This is a genomic window from Pilimelia terevasa (assembly GCF_014647915.1).
GTDB classification, from domain to species: domain Bacteria; phylum Actinomycetota; class Actinomycetes; order Mycobacteriales; family Micromonosporaceae; genus Pilimelia; species Pilimelia terevasa.
Genome location: NZ_BMQC01000006.1, coordinates 56,072 through 77,174 on the forward strand (window position 1 = coordinate 56,072; position 21,103 = coordinate 77,174).

Below are 21,103 nucleotides of genomic sequence, written 5' to 3' on the forward strand. Positions count from 1 at the left end.
CGGCCGGCGCGTGCCGGCCGGGCGGCCCGTCCCGCCGGGCGGCTCAGACCTCCAGGACCGTCGGGACGATCATCGGCCGGCGGCGGTACTTCTCGTTCACCCACCGGCCCACCAGGCGGCGGACCACCTGCTGCAACTGGTGCGGGTCGGTCACGCCGTCGGCGGCGGCCCGGTCCAGCGCCTCGGTGATCAGCGGCAGCACCGGGTCGAAGGCCGCCGGGTCCTCGGAGAAGCCCTTCGCGGAGATCGTCGGGCCGCCGACGACCTTGCCGTTCACCGAGTCGATCACGACGGTCGTGGCGATGAACCCGCCGTCGCCGAGGATCTTGCGCTCGGTCAGCAGCGACTCGCTGACGTCGCCGACGGCCAGGCCGTCGACGTAGACGTACCGGCTGCGCACGTGCCCGACCTGGCGGGCGTGCCCGTCGACCAGGTCCACCACGTCGCCGTCCTCGCACAGCACCACGCTGTCCGGGTCGATCCCGGTCTCCACCCCCAGGCGCCCGTGCGCCCGCAGGTGCCGCCACTCGCCGTGCACCGGCATGAGGTTGCTCGGCCGGACGATGTTGAGCAGGTACCGCAGTTCGCCGGCCGGCGCGTGGCCCGACACGTGCACCCGCGCGACGTCCTTGTGGATGACCGTCGCGCCGCCGCGGGAGAGCAGGTTGATCACCCGGTACACGGCGGTCTCGTTGCCGGGAACCAGCGAGCTGGCCAGCACCACCGTGTCGTGCGGCTCCAGCGTCACGTGCCGGTGGTCGCCGTTGGCCATCCGGCCCAGGGCGCTCATCGGCTCGCCCTGCGAACCGGTGGACATGAGCACGACCCGCTCCGGCGGCAGGTTCTTCACCTCGTCGATCCCGACCACCAGGCCCGGCGGGATGGTCAGCCGGCCCAGGTCGCGGGCGATGCCCATGTTGCGGACCATCGACCGGCCGATCAGCGCGACCTTGCGGCCGTGCGCCGCGGCGGCGTCGAACACCTGCTGGACCCGGTGCACGTGCGAGGCGAACGAGGCCACGATGATCCGGCCGGTGGCCTTGGCGAAGATCGAGTCCAGGACGGGGCCGATCTCGCGCTCGGGCGTGACGAACCCCGGCACCTCGGCGTTGGTGGAGTCCGACAGCAGCAGGTCGACGCCCTCGGCGCCCAGGCGGGCGAAGCCGGCGAGGTCGGTCAGCCGGCCGTCCAGCGGCACCTGGTCCATCTTGAAGTCGCCCGTGTGCAGCACGAGGCCGGCCGGGGTGCGGATGGCGACGGCCATCGCGTCGGGGATGGAGTGGTTGACGGCGAAGAACTCGCAGCCGAACGGCCCGAGCTGCTCCCGCTGGCCCTCGGTGACCGTCAGGGTGTACGGCTGCATCCGCCGCTCCGCCAGCTTGGCCTCCACCAGCGCCAGCGTGAACTGCGAGCCGACCAGCGGGATGTCCGGCTTGTGCGCGAGCAGGTAGGGCACCGCGCCGATGTGATCCTCGTGGCCGTGCGTGAGGACGATCGCCTGCACGTCGTCGAGCCGGTCCAGGATCGGGGCGAAGTCCGGCAGGATCAGGTCGACGCCGGGCTGGTCCACGTCGGGGAACAGCACGCCGCAGTCGACCACCAGCAGCCGGCCGTCGTACTCGAAGACGGTCATGTTGCGCCCGATCGCGCCCAGGCCGCCGAGCGGGATGATCCGCAGGCCGCCCTCGGGCAGCGGCGGCGGGGCGGCGAGGTCGCGGTGCGGCTCCGTCACGCGGCCTCCTCGGGCAGCTTCACGCCCGCCGCGACGCAGTCGGCGACGAGCGTGGCGTACTGCTCCGCCGTGGCCTCGACCAGCGGCGGCCGGACCGGCCCGGCGGGCAGGCCGAGCCCGCGCAGGCCCGCCTTGACCAGGATCGGCCCCTGGGTGCGGAAGATGCCGGTGTGCAGCGGCAGGAGCTGGTGGTGCAGGCGCGCGGCCAGGCCGGCGTCGCCGGCGACGTACGCCGCGATCAGCTCCCTGGTCTGGGGGCCGCACAGGTGCGTCGAGGTGCCGACCACCCCGACGGCGCCGATGCTCAGCAGCGGCAGGGTCAGCGCGTCCTCGCCGGAGTAGTAGGCCAGGTCGGTGCGCCGCATCACCCAGGCGCTGGCGAGCAGGTCGCCCTTGGCGTCCTTGACCGCGACGATCCGCTCGTGGGCGGCGATCCGCACCAGGCTCTCGGTCTCCAGCGGCACGCCGCTGCGGTGCGGGATGTCGTACACCATGATCGGCAGCTCGGTGGCGTCGGCGACGGCCGCGAAGTGCGCCACCAGGCCGGCCTGCGGCGGCTTGTTGTAGTAGGGGGTGACCACGAGCAGGCCGTGGGCGCCGGCCGCGGCGGCCTCGCGGGCCAGCGCGACGGTGTGGGCGGTGCTCGGGGTGCCCACCCCGGCCAGGATCCGCGCCCGGTCGCCGACGGCCTCGGCCACCGCCCGGATGATCGCGGACTTCTCCGCGTCGGTCGTGGTCGGCGACTCGCCGGTCGTGCCGTTGACCACCAGCGCGTCGTGGCCCTGCTCGTCGACCAGGTAGCCGGCCAGGCGGGACACGCCGTCGAGGTCGACCTCTCGATCGTCGGTCATCGGCGTGACCATCGCGGTGATCAGGCGACCGAACGGCGTCGGTCGGGCGGATGGCTCCGAGCGGCCACCGCCGGGGCCCTGCTGCGCATGCGTCATGGTGGCTAACTTATCGCCCCGCCAGCGACGGGGGAAACACGCCGTCCGTCGCGGGCGCCGTGGGCCGGCCGGCCAGGGCGGGAACGCCGCGCAGCGGTCGTTTCCGCCCGGCCGGCCGATCGACGGGCGCGAGAGCGGTCAGGACTCCCAGGCGTACGGGCTGGCGGCGATCTCCGACCCGTCGGCCAGCGTCGAGATGGCGAAGTCGCCGAAGACCGCCGGGGCGACCTTCTGGAGCTGCCGCAGGCACTCCACGGCCAGCTCGCGGATCTCCACGTCGGCGTGCTCCGTAGCCCGCATGGCGACGAAGTGCCGCCACGCGCGGTAGTTGCCGGTCACCACGATGCGGGTCTCGGTGGCGTTGGGCAGGATCGCGCGGGCGGCCTGCCGGGCCTGCTTGCGGCGCAGCGTCGGGTTGGCCACGTCGGCGAACTTCGCCTCCAGGCCGGCCAGCAGCGCGTTGTACGCGGCCACGCTCGCCTCGGCGGCGGCCAGGAACGCGGCGTGCAGTTCCGGGTCCTCGGCGATGGCGGCGGGCTCGACCATCGCCGCGTCCCGCTCGGGCACGTACCGCTGGGAGAGCTGGGAGTACGAGAAGTGCCGGTGCCGGATCAGCTCGTGGGTGAACGAGCGGGAGACGCCGGTGAAGTAGAAGCTCACCGTGCCGTGCTCCAGCACCGACAGGTGCCCGACCTCCAGGATGTGCCGGAGGTAGCCGGCGTTGGTGGCCGTGGCCGGGTTCGGCTTCGTCCAGGACTGGTAGCAGGCGCGGCCGGCGAACTCGGCCAGCGCCTGGCCGCCGTCGGCGTCCGTGGACCAGGGCACCTCCGCGGGGGCCTCGAACTGGGTCCACGCGATCAGCCGCACCTGCGGGGGGACGACCTTCGGCGAGGGGGGATCTTCGGGCACGCGCCGCTCCTTCCGTCGCCCGCGACCCTAGCGTGCGGGGCGGGCAGCCGCCGGGGCGGGCGGCCGCGCCAACGGGTGACGAACCCCGAAAGATCAGACGTACAGCCAGGTGAACGGCGCCCACGGCAGATTCCGGGCCACCGAGAACACCAGGGCGACGCCGAGCAGCACGCTGACCCCCCACGGGGCGAACCGGACCCGCGGCAACTGCCGCCCGGTGGTCAGGCGCAGCGCCCAGGCGGCGTACACGTAGACCAGCAGCGGCGCCGCCAGCACGAACAGCAGGTGGTGCCGGGCCGCCGGGCCGAGCTGGCCGTGCAGGAGGTAGAAGAACGCCCGGGTGCCGCCGCAGCCGGGGCAGTCGAGGCCGGTCGTGTACTTGAGCAGGCAGCTCGGCACGGCGTCGGCGCGGCCGTCGGTCGGGTCGGCGGCGAGCACGTAGCCGGCGGCGGCGGCGAGGCAGGACAGGACGGCCAGCGGCGCCGTCCACCGCGGGATCCGCGCCCGCCACCGGTCCAGCCAGCGGTCGAACCGGCCGCCGACGGGCGCGGGGTGGGCGTAGTGGCCGGCGGCCACGTCGGTCAGGTGCGCCGGCTGCCCCGCGGGCGCGGCGTACGGGCCGGGGTACGACACGGGGCCCACCGCCGGCCGGGGATCCCTCATCGTGGGGGACCTCAACGCCGGGTGGGACTCCATCGCCGGACCGGACTCCATCGCGGGGCGGCACTCCATCGCTGGGCGGCAGGGAAAGCCGGGCGGCGGCCCCGGGCGGGCGACCTGCTCAGGCATCGCCACCACGGTACACCCGCAGCGCGGCGGCCAGCGGCGCCGCGAGGTCCCCGCCCTCCGGGGCCAGCACCGTGCCCAGCCCCAGCCACTCCGCCAGCCGGTACAGGTGCGCGGCCAGTGCCTCCGCCGTCGGCCCCGGCGCCGCGTCGGGCTCCCGCCAGGCCGCCGGCACCCGCAGCACGGCGGCCCGCCGGTCCGCCTTCAGGTCCACCCGGGCGACCAGGCGCTCGCGGTGCAGGAACGGCAGCACGTAGTACCCGTGCACCCGCTTGGCCGCCGGCACGTAGATCTCGATGCGGTACCGGAAGTCGAACAGCCGGGCCGCCCGGTCCCGCTCCCAGACCAGCGGGTCGAACGGGCTCAGCAGCGCCCCGGCCCGCACCGACCGCGGCAGCCGCGCGTCGCGGTGCAGGTAGGCCGGCTGCCGCCAGCCCTGCACCGCCACCGGCGTCAGGACGCCCTCCTCGACCAGCGCGGCGATCGCCGCCCGAGCGGGCAGCGGCGGCTGGCGGAAGTAGTCGCGCAGCTCCCGCGCCGCCGCGACGCCCAGCGCCCGGGCGGCGACCTCGACCAGCGTGCGGTGGGCCGCCGCGGGCTCCGGCGTCGGCGCCGCCAGGACCGCCGCCGGCAGCACCCGGTGCGGCGCGGCGTACCGGCGGGCGAAGCCCGGGGTCCGGTCGGCGGCGCAGACCTCCCCGGACCAGAAAAGCCACTCCAGCGCCCGCTTCACCGCCGACCAGTTCCACCCCCAGTTGCCGCTGGCCCGCGGGACGTCGTGCTCGATCTCGGCGGCGGTCAGCGGGCCCCGGTCGTAGACCTCCTGGCGGACCCAGTCGACCAGCTCCGGCGAGTCCCGGGCCACCTGGCGCATCCCGCCCCACGCGTGGGTGTGGGCGGCGGCCATCCGCCAGCGCAGCGCCGGCTGGAGGCCGACCGGGACGAGGGACGCCTCGTGGCCCCAGTACTCGAACAGCTCCGCCGGGCGCCGGTAGGCCGCCCGGTCCAGCAGGGCGGTCGGGTAGGCGCCGAGGCGGCTGAACATCGGCAGGTAGTGGGCGCGCTGCAGGACGTTGACCGAGTCGATCTGGAGCAGGGCGACGCGCCCGAGGACGCGGCGCAGGTGCCGGATGTCGGGCTCGCCGGCGGGTGGCCGGTCGGCGAACCCCTGGGCGGCGAGCGCGACCCGCCGCGCCTGGGCGAGCGAGAGGCTGTCCCGGACGGTGGTCATGGCCGCAGGCTAGCGGGCCGGTACGACGTCCCCCACCGGCCGCGCGGCCGCCGGTGCCGCGGGCGCCGTGGGCGACCGCCACACCGTGCGCGACGGCACGCAGACCAGCAGCGCGAGGCTGACCCAGACGTACGCGTTGCCGCCGAGGAACCCGTCGACCCCGCCGAAGTCCCGCTCCCAGGCCCACACCAGCCGGCTGCACAGGACGGCGTACGCCAGACCCACCCCGACCAGCCAGCGGCGGCGCCGGGGGTCCCCGGTGGGCAGCGCCAGCGCGTGCCCGGCGCACAGCACCAGCGCCGGCAGCAGCCAGACCAGGTGGTGGACCCAGGTGACGGGGCTGATGAGGCAGCCGACGACGCCGGTCAGCGCGAGGCCGGCGGCCGCGTCGCAGCCCGGCCGGGTGATCCGCCAGAGCCAGATGCCGACCACGGCCAGCACCAGCAGCGCCCACAGCGCGCCGCTGGGGTGCGCCGGGTTCAGCCGGGCGACCACGCCCTCCAGGCTCTGGTTCGAGGCGTAGCTGAGGGTGCCGACGCGGTCGGTGTTCCAGATCGCGTCGGTCCAGAAGCCGCGGGCGGTGTCCGGGGTCAGCACCCCCGGGACCAGCGTGGCCAGGCCCGCCGCGAAGACGGCCGTCCCGGCCGCCCGCCACCGCCGGGTGGCGAGCAGGTAGATCAGGAACACCCCCGGGGTCAGCTTCACCGCGGTGGCCAGGCCGATCCCCAGGCCCGCCCAGCGGCTGTCCCGGCCCACGAGCAGGAGCAGGTCGGCGGCGACGACGGCGAGCAGCAGCAGGTTGACCTGGCCGAACGTGATCGTCTCGCGGACGGGCTCCAGGGCCAGGGCCAGCAGCGCCACGACGGTGAGCACCCACCACAGCGGACGGCCGGCGCGGGCGGCCAGGGTGCCGGTCAGCCAGTACAGGACGGCGACCAGCGCGCCGAGGGACGCCAGCACCGAGACCACGACGACGACCGGGAACGGCAGGAACGCCATCGGCGCCATGACGTAGGCGCCGAAGGGCGGGTACGTGAAGCCGTACTTGCTGCGCGGCGTCAGGAAGTCGTACAGCTCGCCGTCCTCGACCAGCCAGTAGCGCATGGCGCCGCGGTACACGGTGAGGTCGAACCAGTCGTGCCACCACAGGGTCAGCGCGAGGAATACGGCGAGGACCGCCGCCAGGGTGACGACGGAGGCGACGGGGCGCCGCGAGAGGCGGGTCAGTGCGCCGGTCCAGCGGCCGGCCTGCGTACTGCTCATCGGGCACCGAGGCTACTGTCGGCGCCGGCCGGCGGGGCGCCGGGGGTGCCGCGGGCCACGAACAGCCGCACGCCGCCGCCCTGGGCGACCTGCGCGTACCCCTCGGCGGGCAGGGCGGCGACGAGCCGCCGGTACTCCTCGGGGGTGCCGTTCCACCGGCCGGGGGCGTCACGGGTGGCCACCCACGGCGTGCGCAGCCCGCGGTCGACCTGCGCCTGCGGGAAGGCGAACACCCGGCAGCGCGCCACGAGCTGCGGCGACAGGTTGTTGTCGGCGGCCACCACGGCGCCGTCGGGCACCTGGGCCAGCACCGCCCGGGCGGCCGCGACCTCGGGCGGGACGCGCCACGCCCGGGCGTGCAGCAGCGCGGCGGCGGGCTGCCCGACGCCCACCAGCAGGGCGACCGCCACCAGCAGCGCGGCCACCGCGGTGCCGCCCGGCACGCGGAGGTCCCGGCCGGGCAGCCGGAGCGGGGGCAGGCGGTCGCGCAGCGCACGGCACCACCGGTCGGCGCGCAGCCGGTCGGCGCCGTCGACGGCCGCGGCGAACAGGATCGGCATCAGTACCGCGTTGTAGTGGAAGCCCCGCTCCCAGTACGTCCACCGGTCCGCCCAGAACCGGGCGGCCAGCGGCAGCACCACCAGCAGCGTCAGCGGCGAGCGCAGCGCCAGCAGCCCGGTGACGGCCAGCAGCAGCCCGACGAGCTTCCACTTGGCCACCGGCGCGAGCAGCCGCGTCACCGGGTCGCCGGACGCGGCGGCCGAGCCGAGGTAGTCGTACCCGCCCGCGGCGTTGAAGGCCGGGATGACCAGCAGCACGATCACGGCGCCGGCCAGCACCGCCGCCGCCATCACGGCCGCGCCGAGCCGGCGGCTGCCCTTCCAGCAGATGTACGCGCCGATCCCCAGCACGATCAGGGCCTGGTCCTCCTTTACCAGCAGCAGCGGCAGCGCCCACCACGCCGCCGCCCGCCACCGCCGCCGGGCCAGCGCCGTCACGCTCGCCGCGATCAGCGGCACCGCGAACGCGATCTCGTGGAAGTCGAACCGGACCGCCTGCTGGAGCCCGAACGACAGCCCGTACGCCGCGCCGACCGCGGCCCCGGGGCCGGCCCCGAGCCGGTCGACGGCCCACCGCGTCACCGGTACCACCGAGAGCGCCAGCAGCAGCGCCTGGGCGACCAGCAGGGTCCGCGGATCGGGGAACAGCCGGTAGAACGGGGCCAGGACGGCCAGGACGGGGTGGAAGTGGTCGCCGAGCAGGTGGTACCCGGGACCCTTCAGCTCGGCGACCGGGGCGCGCAGCTCCGCGTACCCCCGGACCGCCTGGGTGAAGATCCCGAGGTCGAAGCCGGTGCTCTGGAGCTGGGCGTGCCGCAGCAGCGAAATCGCCGCGTACAGCGGGGCGACGGCGCCGGCCACGATCCAGCCGATCGGGTGGGACCGGGGCATGGGCGCGATCCTAACCTGCCGCCGCCACCGGGCGGTCCGCGCCGTACGCTGGCGCCATGTCCCAGGGTTACGTCCGCCCCGCGCGGCCCGCCGAGGCGGCCGAGATCGCGCGGATCCAGCTCACCACCTGGCGGGTGGCCTACGCGCGGATGCTGCCGCGGCACGTGCTCGCCGACCTGGACGCCGACCGGCTCGCCGCGGCGTGGACGGCGGCGATCACCGCACCGCCCAGCGCCCGGCACCGCGTGCTGGTCGCGGTCGAGCAGGCCGGGGAGTCCACCGTGGTCGGCTTCGTCGCGGCCGGACCGGCCGACGCGCAGGCGCTGGCCCCGGACGAGCCCGCGCTGCCGGCGGACGCCGCCGCGGTGACCGACCTGCTGGTCGAGCCCCGGTGGGGCCGGCGCGGCCACGGCAGCCGCCTGCTGGCCGCGGCCGTGGACCTGTGGCGGGCGGACGGCTTCGGTCGGGCCGTCGCGTGGGCGTACGAACAGGACCCGGCCACCCGGTCGTTCCTGCGGGGCGCGGGGTGGGAGCCGGACGGCGCGGCCCGCGCGCTCGACGTCGACGACCTGCTGGTCAACCAGCTCCGCCTGCACACCGACCTGACCGCCGCCTGAGCACGGCCCGATCCGCGGCGCGCGGCCGGCGCCGGGAGCGCGGCGCGGCCGGCGGCCCGGTCCGGGCCGCCGGTGCGCGGGTCGGCGGCGCGGCGGCCCTCAGACGAGCAGGTCGTTCAGGCCGACGGTCAGACCGGGCCGGGCGAGGACCTGGCGGATCGACAGCAGCACGCCCGGCATGAAGGACACCCGGTCGTAGGAGTCGTGCCGCAGCGTGAGGGTCTCGCCGAGCGCGCCGAAGATGACCTCCTGGTGGGCGACCAGGCCGCGGGCGCGGACCGAGTGCACCCGGACACCCTCGACACTCGCGCCGCGCGCCCCGTCCAGCTCCTCCTTCGTCGCGTCCGGCACGTCGCCGAGTCCGGCGTCCGCGCGGGCGGCGGAGATGGCCGCGGCGGTCGCCAGGGCGGTACCGCTGGGGGCGTCCAACTTCGCCGGGTGGTGCTGCTCGACGATCTCGACCGACTCGAAGTACCGGGCCGCGCGGGCGGCGAACTCCATCATCAGGACCGCGCCGACGGCGAAGTTCGGGGCGATGACGACGCCCTGCTGCGGCCGGTGCGCCAGCCAGCCGCGGACCCGCTCGATGCGCTGCGGGGTGAAGCCGCTGGTCCCGACGACGACGTTCATGCCCTGCTCGACGCACCAGTGGACGTTGTCCATGACCACGTCGGGGTTGGTGAAGTCGACGACGACCTCGGCGCCCGCGTCCGCGGCGCTGAACAGCCCGTCGCCGGTGTCGACCATGGCCACCAGCTCCATGTCGGGGGCGCCGTCCACCGCCTTGCAGACCTGGGCGCCCATCTTGCCCTGCGCACCGATGACCCCGACCGCGATCGGGTTCGTCCGCTCCGCCATGTCCCACCTCATTCTGTGTACCGGCCGCGCGGTGTCACGGCCGGGGCGCGAAGTCCCCGTCGGCGAACGGACCCACCACGGCCAGGGACGCCGGCTGCCGCAGCAGCTCGCCCGCGACCGCCGTGACCTGGGCGGAGGTCACGGTGTCCACCCTGGCCAGGAGGTCGTCCACCGACAGTTGTTCGTCGTACAGTAGTTCACCCTTGGCCAGCCGGGTCATCCGCGATCCGGTGTCCTCCAGGCCCAGCACCAGCGTGCCCTTGAGCATCCCCTTGCCGCGGGTCAGCTCGTCGTCGGTGATCCCCTCGGCGCGGACCCGGTCCAGCTCCGCGGCGATCAGCGCCCGGACCTCGGCGGCCCGGCCCGGCGCGCAGCCGGCGTAGACGGCGAAGTAGCCGGTGTCGGCGAACTGGCTCGCGTACGAGTACACCGAGTACGCCAGGCCGCGCCGCTCCCGGATCTCCTGGAACAGCCGGCTGGACATCCCGCCGCCGAGCACGTTGTTGAGCACCCCGAGGGCGAACCGCCGGTCGTCCAGCCGCCCGATTCCCGGCACGCCGAGGACGAGGTGGGCCTGCTCGGTGTCCTTGCGCTGCACCACGACCGACGACGCCGCGGTGGCCACGACCGGCGTGGGCGGGCGGTGTCCGGCCGGCGCCGCGGGAGCCGCGCCGTCCCCCAGCGGGGTACCGGCCAGCGCGGCGCTCACCTGGGCGACGACGCGGTCGTGGTCCAGGCTCCCGGCGGCGGCGATGACGATCTGCGGCGCCGTGTAGTGGCGGGCGTAGAAGTCGAGGATCTGCCCGCGGGTCATCGCCGTGATGCTCTCCTCGGTGCCCGAGATGAGCCGGCCCAGCGGGTGCCCGTCGTACAGCGCCCCCACCAGCAGGTCGTGCACCTCGTCGCCGGGCTCGTCGTCGTGCATGGCGATCTCCTCCAGGATCACGCCCCGCTCGGTCTCGACGTCCTCGGCGGTGAGCAGCGAGTCGGCGACCAGGTCGCACATGACCTCGATGGCCATCGGCAGGTCCGCGTCCAGGACCCGCGCGTAGAAGCAGGTGTACTCCTTGGCGGTGAAGGCGTTGGTCTCCCCGCCCACGGCCTCAATCTGCGCGGAGATCTCCAGGGCGGTCCGCGTGCGGGTGCCCTTGAACAGCAGGTGCTCCAGGAAGTGCGAGACGCCCGAGTCCGCGGGCGCCTCGTCCCGGGAGCCGGCGGCCACCCAGACGCCGAAGCAGGCGCTGCGCATGGCGGGGATGGCCTCGGTGACGATCCGCAGGCCCTGCGGCAGGACGGTGCGGCGTACCGTCCCGTCCAGGACGGCGGCGCCGCCCGCGTGCGCGTGGCTGGTCCCGGAACCGGCCCGGGCCGGCGCCTCGCGGCGGCCGGCCCGGACAGGAACCTCGTGACGAGAGATTGTCATGGACGCAGGTCAGTCCCGACGCTGCCGACGACGGCGCGGCTCGCCGCCCTCACCCTCGCCCTCGGCGCGCGGAGCGCGGTCCTCGGCGCGCGGAGCGCGGTCCTCGCCGTCGCCGCGGGGGGCGCGGTCCCGGTCGCCGCCCTCGGCGCGCGGGGCACGGTCGCCGCCCTCAGCGCGCGGGGCGCGGTCGCCGCCGTCGCGGCGCGGGCCGCGGTCCCCGCCCTCGCGGCGCGGGCGGTCGCCGCCACCGCCGCGACGGTCGCCGCCGGACTCGGCGGCCGGGGCCACCTCGCCGTCGGCGCGGACCTTGTCCAGGTAGACCTTGCCGCGGGCGTCGATGTCCGCGATCTGGACCTCGACCTTGTCGCCCACGTTGAGGAAGTCCTCGACGCGGTCGACCCGCTTGCCGTCGCCCACCTTGGAGATGTGCAGCAGGCCGTCGCGGCCGGGCAGCAGCGAGACGAAGGCACCGAACGCGGCCGTCTTGACGACCGTGCCCAGGAACTTGTCGCCCACCTTCGGCAGGGTCGGGTTGGCGATCGCGTTGATCCGCTCGACCGCGGCCTCGGCGCTGGGGCCGTTGGTCGCGCCGACGTAGATCGTGCCGTCGTCCTCGATGGAGATCTCGGCGCCGGTCTCGTCCTGGATCGCGTTGATGGTCTGGCCCTTCGGGCCGATGACCATCCCGATCTTGTCGACCGGGATCTTCACGCTGGTGACCCGCGGCGCGTACTCGCTCATGGTGGCCGGGGACTCGATCGCCCGCTGCATGACGCCGAGGATCGTCTGGCGCGCCTCGTACGCCTGGGCCAGCGCGCCGGCCAGGACGTCCGAGGGGATGCCGTCGAGCTTGGTGTCGAGCTGGAGGGCCGTGATGAAGTCCGGCGTACCGGCGACCTTGAAGTCCATGTCGCCGAACGCGTCCTCGGCACCGAGGATGTCGGTCAGCGTCACGTACCGGGTCTTGCCGTCGACCTCGTCCGAGATCAGGCCCATCGCGATGCCCGCGACCGGCGCCTTCAGCGGCACGCCGGCACTCAGCAGCGACATCGTGGACGCGCAGACCGAGCCCATCGAGGTCGAGCCGTTGGAGCTCAGCGCCTCGGAGACCTGGCGGATCGCGTACGGGAACTCCTCGCGCGTCGGCAGCACGGGCACGATCGCCCGCTCCGCCAGCGCGCCGTGGCCGATCTCGCGGCGCTTCGGCGCGCCGACCCGGCCGGTCTCGCCGACCGAGTACGGCGGGAAGTTGTAGTTGTGCATGTAGCGCTTGTGCTTGTCCGGCGACAGCGTGTCGAGCTGCTGCTCCATGCGGAGCATGTTCAGCGTGGTGACGCCCATGATCTGGGTCTCGCCGCGCTCGAACAGCGCCGAGCCGTGCACCCGGGGCAGGATCTGCACCTCGGCGGTCAGCGCCCGGATGTCGGTGGTGCCGCGGCCGTCGATGCGGATCTGCTCGCGCAGGACGCGGGCCCGCACCTCGGACTTGGTCAGCGACCGGAACGCCGCCGACAGCTCCTTCTCGCGCCCCTCGAACCGGGGGGCGAGCTGGTCGAGCACCTTGGCCTTGATCCGGTCCAGGGCCTCCTCGCGGTCCGCCTTGCCGGCGATCCTGAGGGCCTCGGCGGTCTCGCCCTGCACCAGGCCGGCGACGGCCTCGTAGGCGTCGGGCTGGTAGTCGAGGAAGACGGGGAACTCGGCGATCGGCTTCGCGGACACGGCCGCCAGCTCGCTCTGCGCCCGGCACAGCTCGCGGATGGCCACCTTCGCGGCCTCCAGGCCGCCGGCCACGATCTCCTCGGTCGGCGCGGTGGCGCCACCGGCGACGAGCGTGAGGGTGTGCTCGGTCGACTCCGCCTCGACCATCATGATCGCGACGTCGCCGTCGTCGAGCGCGCGGCCCGCGACGATCATGTCGAAGGTGGCGCGGCCCAGCTCCTCCTGGGTCGGGAACGCGACCCACTGGCCGTCGACGTGGGCCATCCGGGTCGAGCCGATCGGGCCCGAGAACGGCAGGCCGGAGATCTTCGTCGACAGCGAGGCGGCGTTCATCGCCACGACGTCGTACGGGTGCGCCGGGTCGAGCGCCAGGACGGTGCAGACGACCTGGACCTCGTTGCGCAGCCCCTTGACGAAGCTGGGGCGCAGCGGCCGGTCGATCAGGCGGCAGGTGAGGACGGCGTCCTCGCTCGGCCGGCCCTCGCGACGGAAGAACGAGCCGGGGATCCGGCCGGCCGCGTACATCCGCTCCTCGACGTCGACCGTCAGCGGGAAGAAGTCGAAGTGGTCCTTGGGCGTCTTGCCCGCGGACGTCGCCGCCAACACGACGGTGTCGGCGAGCTGGGCGGTCACCGACCCGGCGGCCTGCCGGGCCAGCCTGCCGGTGGAGAAGACGATCTCACGGGTGCCGAAGCTGCCGTTGTCGATGATCGCCTTGCTGTGCTGGGTGCCGAGTGCGTTGTGCTCGGTCATATAACGGTGTACTCCGTTTCGGTCGTGGGGCCACGAACCGAGGGGAGACCGCACGCGCGGCCGGTCTTCGATCGAAGCTCCCGGCGGGCGCCGACCCTGTGCGTCGACTCGCCGGGGGCCACTACCGAGGACCGGTGCGTCGGCCGGTCGCCATCGCTCTGGTCCGCATCACCCCGTGGTGGTGGAGCGGGGTCCGACGCGGGCGCCGGACCCCGTCACGTCAGCGTCGCAGGCCGAGGCGCTCGATGAGCGACCGGTAGCGGCTGATGTCCTTCTTCTGGATGTAGTTCAGGAGGCGGCGCCGACGGCCCACCAGCAGGAGCAGACCACGCCGGCTGTGGTGGTCGTGCTTGTGCACCTTCAGGTGCTCGGTGAGGTCGGCGATCCGCTTGGTGAGGACCGCGACCTGTACCTCCGGCGAACCGGTGTCGCCGTCGACGGTGGCGTAGTCCTCGCGGATCTTGGCCTTGGCTGCCTGGTCGAGCGCCATGTTCTCCCTGTTCTCGGTAAGGGTGGTGGACGCTCCGCTCCCGCGGCGTCGTGCAGGTGGCGGAGCCGTGTCCGGCGGCGGCGCTGCGGGGGCCGCGTGGCGGCACTCGTCCCGCTGGTGCGGCGCGCACCCGCTCCGCCGGACCGGGCCGGACCCGCCGCAGGCGGGTCACCGGAGCGCAGATGGATCGCCGGACACAGTGACATCGCCGGACACAGTGACGGAGTACCCGCCACTGCGGTCACCCTACCAGGCCGGGTACCGGCCGCCGCGGCGGACGCCGCCGGTCACGGGCGCAGCGCCGCCCGGGTCTCGGACACGTCGGCGTCGATCTGCGCCACCAGGTCCTCCACCCGGTCGTACCGGCGCTGCCCGCGCAGCCGGGCGACGAAGTCCAGGCCCAGCCGCTCCCCGTACAGGTCGCCCGCGAAGTCCAGCGCGTACGCCTCCACCCGGCGCTCGTCGCCCCGGAACGTCGGGTTGGTCCCGATCGACACCGCCGCCCGCAGCCGCGGCGGCCCGTCCGGGGCCACCGGCGCGCCGTCGGGCCGGACCAGCCACGCGGCGTACACCCCGTCGGCCGGCAGCGCCGTGAACGGCGGGCAGAGCAGGTTGGCGGTGGGGTACCCGAGCTGCCGGCCGCGCTGGTCGCCGCGGACCACGACGCCCTCGATCCGGTGCGGCCGGCCCAGCGCGGCCGCCGCGGCCGCGACCTCGCCGGCCGCCACGCCGCTGCGGATGTACGTCGAGGAGAAGACCTCGGCCGCCTCCCCGCCGACCAGCGGCGCGCCGTCGACCGCGAAGCCGAAGGTCCGGCCGAGCCGGTCCAGCAGCGGCACGTCGCCCTGGGCCCGGTACCCGAACCGGAAGTTGTGCCCCACGACGACGAGGGCGGCGTGCAGGCGCTCGACGAGGATGTCGTGGGCGAACTCCTCGGCGGGCAGCCGGGAGAACTCGCGGGTGAACGGCAGCACCCAGAGGGCGTCGACGCCCAGCCCCGCGACCAGTTCGGCCTTGCGGGCCGGGCCGGTCAGCACGGCCGGGTGGGCGCCCGGCCGGACGACCTCGGCGGGGTGCGGGTCGAAGGTCACCACGACGCTGCGCAGCCCGCGGGCGCGGGCCTGGGCCACAGCGTGCCCGATCGTCGCCTGGTGCCCGCGGTGCACGCCGTCGAACACGCCGATGCTGACCACCGACCGGCCCCAGCCCGCCGGCACCGCCCCGAGTCCACGCCACCGCTGCATCCCGCGAGCCTAGGCGGCGGCGGGCGGCCGGCCGGCGCGCACCCCGCGGCGCGCCGGAAACGGGCCGGCGGCCGCGCGGGGCCCGCCGACCGGGTCAGGTGCCGGCGGTGGCGACCTCCTGGAGGTCCTGCACGAGGGCGACGGCGCGCGCCGTCGCGGTCTCCAGCGGCGGCAGGTCCGCCCGGGCCGGGTGGCCGGGGTCCTCGGGCAGGTCGTCGGCGAGGAACGCGACGTAGTTCTGCACGATCCCCAGGGCGTTGGCCAGGTCGTGGGCGAGCCGCCCGACCTCCGTGCGCAGTCGCTGTGCCTCGTCCGCCGTGTCCACCGCCACCCCTCCCGCCCCAGATCACCGACCTGGGCGGCGCGCCCGCGGCCGCCGCGCGGGACGTTGCCCATCATCCGACAGTGCCGGTACGCGTGTCACGCGATCTGGTTACAGTTTGCGTGGGGAAGGTGATGGACAGTAACCAGCCGTTGACGATGATCGCCGAGCTGTGTCTCGCGGTCGTCTTCCTGCGCGCCCTGTGGGGCTACCTGCGCAGCCGCGACCCCATGCAGCGCGACGTGACGATCATGTTCGCCGCGGCCGCCGCGCTGTTCGTCCTGGACCTCGTGCAGGTCCTCGGCCAGCCCGTGCACCGGGCCCTGTGGGCCGCCGCCCTGGGCCTGCTGCTGCTCCAGCCGTACCTGACCCTGCGCCTGGCCCACCGGCTGCACCACGTCCCGCAGTGGCTGACCCGGACGACCATCGCCGCGTACCTCGTCGCCGCGGTACCCGCGGTGGCGGCGCCCCGACCGCTGGCCTGGGGGCTGGCCCTCGGCTTCATCGTGGTGTTCATGGTCACCGAGGGGATCGCCGCCGGGTACCTGTTCGCCGAGGCCCGCCGGCGCACCGGCGCCAGCGCTGTCCGGCTGCTGATCACCGCCGTGGCGACCGCGCTGTTCGCGGCGGCCGGCGGGACGCTCGGGGCCAGCGTGGCCGCCCCGAGCCTGGCCACGGTCGCCCGGGTGATCGGCCTGCTCGCCGCCCTCGGGTACCTGCTGGCCTTCTTCCCGCCGGCCTGGCTGCGCCGCCAGTGGTCGGCCGCGGCGGCGTACACGATCGGCGAGCGCATCCTCAACGCCCCGGCCACCGACACCAGCGCCCGCATCTGGCACCGGTACGCCCGCACGGTCCGCGAGGTCGCCGGCTCCGACGCGGTCGCCGTACTCCTGCACGGTCCCGACGGGACGCTGGTCCAGCCGGCGACGGCCGGCTTCACCATGGCGCCGCCCGCCGGCTCCCCCGCCGACCTCGAACGGCTGCTCGCCGCCAGCCGGCCGGCCCCCCTGGCCGGCGACGCCGGGAACCCCGTCGCGGCGCACTACCGGCAGGTGCTGCACGGGCGGTACCTGACCGCGGTGCGGCTCACGGTCCCGCCCACCACGGCCGGCGCCCTGCTGGTGTTCGACGCCCACCGGGGCCTGTTCGCGGAGGACGACCTGCGGATGCTCGCCGACCTCGGCGGCCAGGCCGGCATCCTGGCCGAGCGCGGCGAGGTCATCGCCGAACGGGGCCGGCTCGCCGACGAACTCGCCGACTCGGTCCAGGCGCTGACGGTGGCCAGCCAGGCCAAGTCGAACTTCCTGGCCAGCATGAGCCACGAGCTGCGCACCCCGCTGAACGCGATCATCGGCTTCTCGGACCTGATGCGCGGCGAGCAGGCCCAGGGCGACCACCGGCTGGTCCCGGCCGACTGGGTCGACCACATCCACTCCAGCGGCCGGCACCTGCTGGGACTGATCAACGACGTGCTCGACCTGACCAAGGTCGAGGCCGGCCGCCTGGACCTGCAGCCGGTCCCGCTGCGGCTGGACACCGCCGCCGCCGACCTGCTGACCGCCCTGCGGCCGCTGATCGACACCAAGCACCTGCGCGCGCGCAACGACCTGCCCGCGCTCACGGCGCACGTGGACCCGGTCCGGTACCGGCAGATGCTGGAGAACCTGCTGTCCAACGCCATCAAGTTCACGCCCGAGGGCGGGGACATCACCCTCACCGGCGGCGCGGACGGCCCCCAGGTGACCGTCAGCGTCACCGACACCGGGGTCGGCATCGAGCCGGCCGACCACCACAAGGTGTTCGAGGAGTTCCAGCAGGTCGGCGACGCCGCCCAGCGCCAGGCCGGGACGGGCCTGGGCCTGGCGCTGACCCGCCGGCTGGCCCAGGCGCACGGCGGGGACATCCGGATGCGCTCGGCGCCGGGCCGGGGCAGCCAGTTCACGCTGTACCTGCCGGCCGCGGTGCCCACGGCGGCGGAGCGGGCCGAGCCGGCCCGGCGCGGCGACGCGGCCCTGGGCCGGGTGCTGCTGATCGAGGACGACCTGCGGGCCGCGGAGCTGATGCGGACGTACCTGAGCGCCGCCGGCTACGACATCCAGCTCGCCAGCACCGGCGAGGCCGGTCTGCAGATGGCCCGGGCCGAGGCCCCGCACGCCGTCCTGCTGGACCTGCAACTGCCCGGCATGAACGGCTGGGAGGTGCTGCGCCAGTTCAAGAACGACCCGGGGCTGGCGACCGTGCCCGTCCTGGTGGTGACCGTCCTGGACGAGCGACGCACTGGCGTGGCCATGGGGGCGGCCGAGTACTTTGTCAAGCCGGTGGAGCAAGGCGAACTGCTCGCCGCGCTCGCCCGGCACGTCCCCCGACCGCACCCGAACCCCGCCTGGCCGCTCAACGACGCCTCGGCCCTGCGGCCCCGCCGCCGGGACCACGACGCCGCGGACCGGCAGGGCCGCTCGTCCGGCCTCGTCGGCGGCGCCGCCGACGACGCACCGGACGGCGTGCCGCAGCGGCTCGCCGTACCGCACGACAGCACCGGAGGAGCATCATGACCGCCCATCAGGTCCTGCTGGTCGAGGACGAGGAACTGAACCGCGTCCTCGTCCGCGCGAGCCTCGCCCGCGCGGCCGACCCGGATGTCCGGGACGTCGAGCTGGTGGAGGTCGCGACCCTGGCGACGGCGCGCGCCGCCCTCGTCTCGACGCCGCCGGACGTGGTCCTGCTGGACCTCAACCTGCCGGACGGCAACGGCCTGACGCTGGCCACGGAGCTGGCCGACCAGGACCAGGCCACCCGGCCGGAGGTGGTGGCGCTGACCGCCAGCGTGCTGCCCGCCGAGCGGGCCGCGGCGATGGCGGCCGGCTGCGACGGCTTCCTGGACAAGCCGTACGTGGCCGCCGACCTCGTGGAGATTCTCGCCACCCACCTGCGCCGCCGGGCCGAGCGCCCCGCGGGCTGACCCTCCCGGGGGTCACCGGCCCGGCGGGGTGACCGGCGCCGACGAACCGGGCGGGCCGCCGCCCCGCCGTCACCGGGCTACGCCGCCGCGAACACGACCTCCGGGCGGGCGCGACCCTGCCGGTCGCGCAGGACCGCGAGCAGCGCGCCGTCCGGCCCGATGGCGGCGTACGGCCCGTCGACCGGCACCTCGGCCGGCTCCAGCGGGCCGCCGTGCGACAGCACCCGGGCCTCCTGCGCCGTCACCTCGCGGGCCGGCAGGAAGCGCCGCGCCGCGGCCGCCATCGGCGTACCGGTCACCGGCGCGTCCCCGGCCGAGGCGGCGAGTGCCTCCAGCGTCGCCGCCTCGGCGAGCGTGAAGCCGCCGACGGCGGTCCGCCGCAGCGCCGTCAGGTGTCCGCCCACGCCCAGGGCCGCGCCGAGGTCCCGGGCGATGGCCCGGATGTACGTGCCGGAGGAGCAGATCACGTCGACGTCGATGTCCACCACCCCGGCGCCGGGCCGGCGCACCGCGTCGACCGCCAGGCGGCGCACGGTGACCCGGCGCGGGGCGAGCGCCACCTCCTCGCCCTCGCGCACCCGCTTGTACGCCCGCACCCCGTCCACCTTGATCGCGCTGACGGCGCTCGGCACCTGGTCGATCTCGCCGGTCAGGGCGGCCAGGCCGGCCGCGATCCCGGCGTCGGTGACCGCCGAGGCGTCCGCCCGCGCGGTGGTTTCGCCCTCGGCGTCGTCGGTGACGGTGGCCTCGCCGAGCCGGATCGTCCCGGCGTAGGACTTGTCGGCGCCGACGACGTACGTCAGCAGCCGGGTGGCGCGGCCGACCGCGACGACGAGGACCCCGGTGGCCATCGGGTCGAGGGTGCCGCCGTGGCCGACCTTGCGCGTGCGCGCCAGGCGGCGCATCCGGCCGACGACGTCGTGCGACGTCCAGCCCGCCGGCTTGTCCACGATGACCAATCCGTCCCCACTCACCGGGACAGCCTGCCACTGCCCCCGCGGCGCCGCGCAGGCCGGTCCGGGGGTTCGGGCGGCGGCGGCCAGTCCGGGCGCCGGACGCGCAGCAGGAGCAGGGCGAGCCGGGCGACGACGAACAGGGTCAGGCCCGCCCACACGCCGCCCAGCCCCAGGTCGGCGTACGCCGCCGCGAGGCTGGCCGGGACGAACACGCCGACCCCGCTGACCACGGTGACGGTCCGCAGGTAGCCGGCGTCCCCGGCGCCGATCAGCACGCCGTCCAGGGCGAACACGACCCCGGCCAGCGGCTGCATCCCCACGAACCAGGGCCACGCCTCGCGCGCCGCGGCCCAGACCGCGGGGTCGGGGGTGAACACGCGGGGCAGTACCGTGGCGACCGCCGCGAGGACGACCGCGGCGGCGGTGCCGGTGCCGAGGCCCAGCAGCGCGCTGCGGCGGGCCAGGCCCCGGGCGTCGCCCGGCCGGCCGGCGCCGACCGCCTCGCCGACCAGGGCCTGCGCGGCGATCGCCACCGCGTCCAGGACGAAGGCGCAGAACATCCAGAGCTGGATGGCGATCTGGTGGGCGGCCAGCGGCGCCGACCCGAACCGGGCGACGACGGCCGTGGCGCACAGGAACGACCCCTGCATCGCCGCGCCGCGCACGAGCAGGTCCCGCCCCAGCCGGAGCTGGCCGGCCAGCAGGCCGGGCCGTGGGCGCAGCGGTACCCGCTCGGCCAGCAGCGCGCGCAGGAACAGCAGCCCGCCGAGGCTCTGCGCCCCGACATTGGCCCACGCCGACCCGACGAGCCCGAGCCCCGCCGGGTACACCAGCAGCGGGCACGCCGCCGCCGACAGCGCGTTGGCCCCCAGCGCGTACCGCAGCGGCCGCCGGGTGTCCTGCACGCCGCGCAGCCAGCCGTTGCCGGCCATCGTCAGCAGGATTCCCGGCGCGCCCCAGGCGGCGATCCGCAGCCAGTCCGCGGCGCCCTCGACCACGGCCGGGTCGCCGCCGCCGAGCGCGGCGGCCAGCGGGCCGGCGGCCCAGATCGCGCCGACGGCCAGCGCCACCCCCAGGCCCAGCGCCAGCCAGGTCGCCTGCACCCCCTCGGCGACGGCGCCGGCGCGGTCCCCCGCGCCGAACCGCCGGGCGGACCGGCTGGTGGTCCCGTAGGCCAGGATGGTGCCGAACCAGGCGGCCACGGTCAGCACGCTGCCGCCCAGGGCCAGCGCCGCGAGGGCGTCCCGGCCGAGGTGGCCGACGACGGCGCTGTCGACCAGGACGTACAGCGGCTCGGCGGCGAGGATCACCAGGGTCGGCAGCGCCAGCCGGACGAGCCGGCCGAGGCCGGGAGACGGGGTGGCCGGCGGACCGGCGGCGGCGCTCACCGCGCCAATATCCCACCGGGCCGTAAGGTTTGACTACCCCTGAGACCCGTTACCG

Annotated in this window: 18 protein-coding genes; 3 read left to right on the plus strand and 15 right to left on the minus strand. The window is 75.4% G+C overall.

Annotation, left to right across the window (positions count from 1 at the left end):
- Positions 1-43 precede the first annotated feature (43 nt).
- The 7 genes from IEY75_RS10035 to IEY75_RS10065 form a co-directional block, all read right to left on the minus strand.
- Positions 44-1,732 carry a ribonuclease J gene (locus IEY75_RS10035; protein WP_189113998.1) on the minus strand — a complete coding sequence of 563 codons (1,689 nt, stop codon included), beginning with the start codon at positions 1,730-1,732 and terminating at the stop codon, positions 44-46.
- Complete coding sequence (dapA, locus tag IEY75_RS10040) at positions 1,729-2,679, minus strand: 4-hydroxy-tetrahydrodipicolinate synthase (protein ID WP_189113999.1); 951 nt, start codon at positions 2,677-2,679, stop codon at positions 1,729-1,731. The genes IEY75_RS10035 and dapA overlap by 4 nt, the downstream gene beginning before the upstream one ends.
- A 138-nt stretch (positions 2,680-2,817) precedes the next feature.
- Positions 2,818-3,588: an FAD-dependent thymidylate synthase gene (gene thyX, locus IEY75_RS10045; RefSeq protein WP_189114000.1), complete on the minus strand. Its 771-nt coding sequence runs from the start codon at positions 3,586-3,588 to the stop codon at positions 2,818-2,820.
- A 93-nt stretch (positions 3,589-3,681) separates the two neighbouring features.
- Positions 3,682-4,377 carry a DUF2752 domain-containing protein gene (locus IEY75_RS10050; protein ID WP_229789506.1) on the minus strand — a complete coding sequence of 232 codons (696 nt, stop codon included), beginning with the start codon at positions 4,375-4,377 and terminating at the stop codon, positions 3,682-3,684.
- Positions 4,370-5,605: a winged helix-turn-helix domain-containing protein gene (locus IEY75_RS10055; protein WP_189114001.1), complete on the minus strand. Its 1,236-nt coding sequence runs from the start codon at positions 5,603-5,605 to the stop codon at positions 4,370-4,372. The genes IEY75_RS10050 and IEY75_RS10055 overlap by 8 nt, the downstream gene beginning before the upstream one ends.
- A gap of 9 nt (positions 5,606-5,614) precedes the next feature.
- A complete protein-coding gene (locus IEY75_RS10060) occupies positions 5,615-6,868 on the minus strand; it encodes a glycosyltransferase 87 family protein (protein ID WP_189114002.1) in 1,254 nt (417 codons plus the stop codon).
- Complete coding sequence (locus tag IEY75_RS10065) at positions 6,865-8,319, minus strand: DUF2079 domain-containing protein (protein WP_189114003.1); 1,455 nt, start codon at positions 8,317-8,319, stop codon at positions 6,865-6,867. The genes IEY75_RS10060 and IEY75_RS10065 overlap by 4 nt, the downstream gene beginning before the upstream one ends.
- A 56-nt stretch (positions 8,320-8,375) precedes the next feature.
- Here IEY75_RS10065 and IEY75_RS10070 point away from each other — a divergent pair, with 56 nt between their 5' ends.
- Entirely contained in the window at positions 8,376-8,936 is a 561-nt protein-coding gene (locus tag IEY75_RS10070) for a GNAT family N-acetyltransferase (RefSeq protein ID WP_189114004.1), read from the plus strand.
- Between the two features lie 99 nt (positions 8,937-9,035).
- On the opposite strand, the gene dapB is transcribed toward IEY75_RS10070, so the two are convergent.
- The 6 genes from dapB to IEY75_RS10100 all read right to left on the minus strand — a co-directional run bounded on the left by dapB (position 9,036) and on the right by IEY75_RS10100 (position 15,748).
- Entirely contained in the window at positions 9,036-9,794 is a 759-nt protein-coding gene (dapB, locus tag IEY75_RS10075) for a 4-hydroxy-tetrahydrodipicolinate reductase (RefSeq protein WP_189114005.1), read from the minus strand.
- Between the two features lie 34 nt (positions 9,795-9,828).
- The gene (locus IEY75_RS10080; RefSeq protein ID WP_189114006.1) at positions 9,829-11,217 is read right to left on the minus strand and encodes a M16 family metallopeptidase; all 1,389 of its coding nucleotides are present in this window, start codon (positions 11,215-11,217) and stop codon (positions 9,829-9,831) included.
- A 9-nt stretch (positions 11,218-11,226) separates the two neighbouring features.
- Positions 11,227-13,689 carry a polyribonucleotide nucleotidyltransferase gene (locus IEY75_RS10085; protein ID WP_189114007.1) on the minus strand — a complete coding sequence of 821 codons (2,463 nt, stop codon included), beginning with the start codon at positions 13,687-13,689 and terminating at the stop codon, positions 11,227-11,229.
- Between the two features lie 220 nt (positions 13,690-13,909).
- A complete protein-coding gene (rpsO, locus tag IEY75_RS10090; RefSeq protein WP_189114008.1) occupies positions 13,910-14,179 on the minus strand; it encodes a 30S ribosomal protein S15 in 270 nt (89 codons plus the stop codon).
- 287 nt (positions 14,180-14,466) lie between these two features.
- On the minus strand, positions 14,467-15,423 hold the full coding sequence (locus tag IEY75_RS10095) for a bifunctional riboflavin kinase/FAD synthetase (RefSeq protein ID WP_189114009.1): 957 nt from the start codon (positions 15,421-15,423) through the stop codon (positions 14,467-14,469).
- A gap of 94 nt (positions 15,424-15,517) precedes the next feature.
- Entirely contained in the window at positions 15,518-15,748 is a 231-nt protein-coding gene (locus IEY75_RS10100) for a hypothetical protein (protein ID WP_189114010.1), read from the minus strand.
- 131 nt (positions 15,749-15,879) lie between these two features.
- On the opposite strand from IEY75_RS10100, the gene IEY75_RS10105 reads away from it, so the two are divergent.
- Together IEY75_RS10105 and IEY75_RS10110 are read left to right on the plus strand one after the other, a co-directional pair.
- Entirely contained in the window at positions 15,880-18,297 is a 2,418-nt protein-coding gene (locus tag IEY75_RS10105; protein WP_229789507.1) for a hybrid sensor histidine kinase/response regulator, read from the plus strand.
- Entirely contained in the window at positions 18,294-18,704 is a 411-nt protein-coding gene (locus tag IEY75_RS10110; RefSeq protein WP_189114012.1) for a response regulator, read from the plus strand. Before IEY75_RS10105 ends, IEY75_RS10110 begins: the two co-directional genes overlap by 4 nt.
- 77 nt (positions 18,705-18,781) lie before the next feature.
- Here IEY75_RS10110 and truB read toward each other — a convergent pair whose 3' ends face one another.
- Positions 18,782-19,678, minus strand: a complete 897-nt coding sequence (gene truB / locus IEY75_RS10115) for a tRNA pseudouridine(55) synthase TruB (RefSeq protein ID WP_189114013.1) — start codon at positions 19,676-19,678, stop codon at positions 18,782-18,784.
- Complete coding sequence (locus IEY75_RS10120) at positions 19,675-21,048, minus strand: MATE family efflux transporter (protein ID WP_229789508.1); 1,374 nt, start codon at positions 21,046-21,048, stop codon at positions 19,675-19,677. The genes truB and IEY75_RS10120 overlap by 4 nt, the downstream gene beginning before the upstream one ends.
- Between the last annotated feature and the right edge of the window lie 55 nt (positions 21,049-21,103).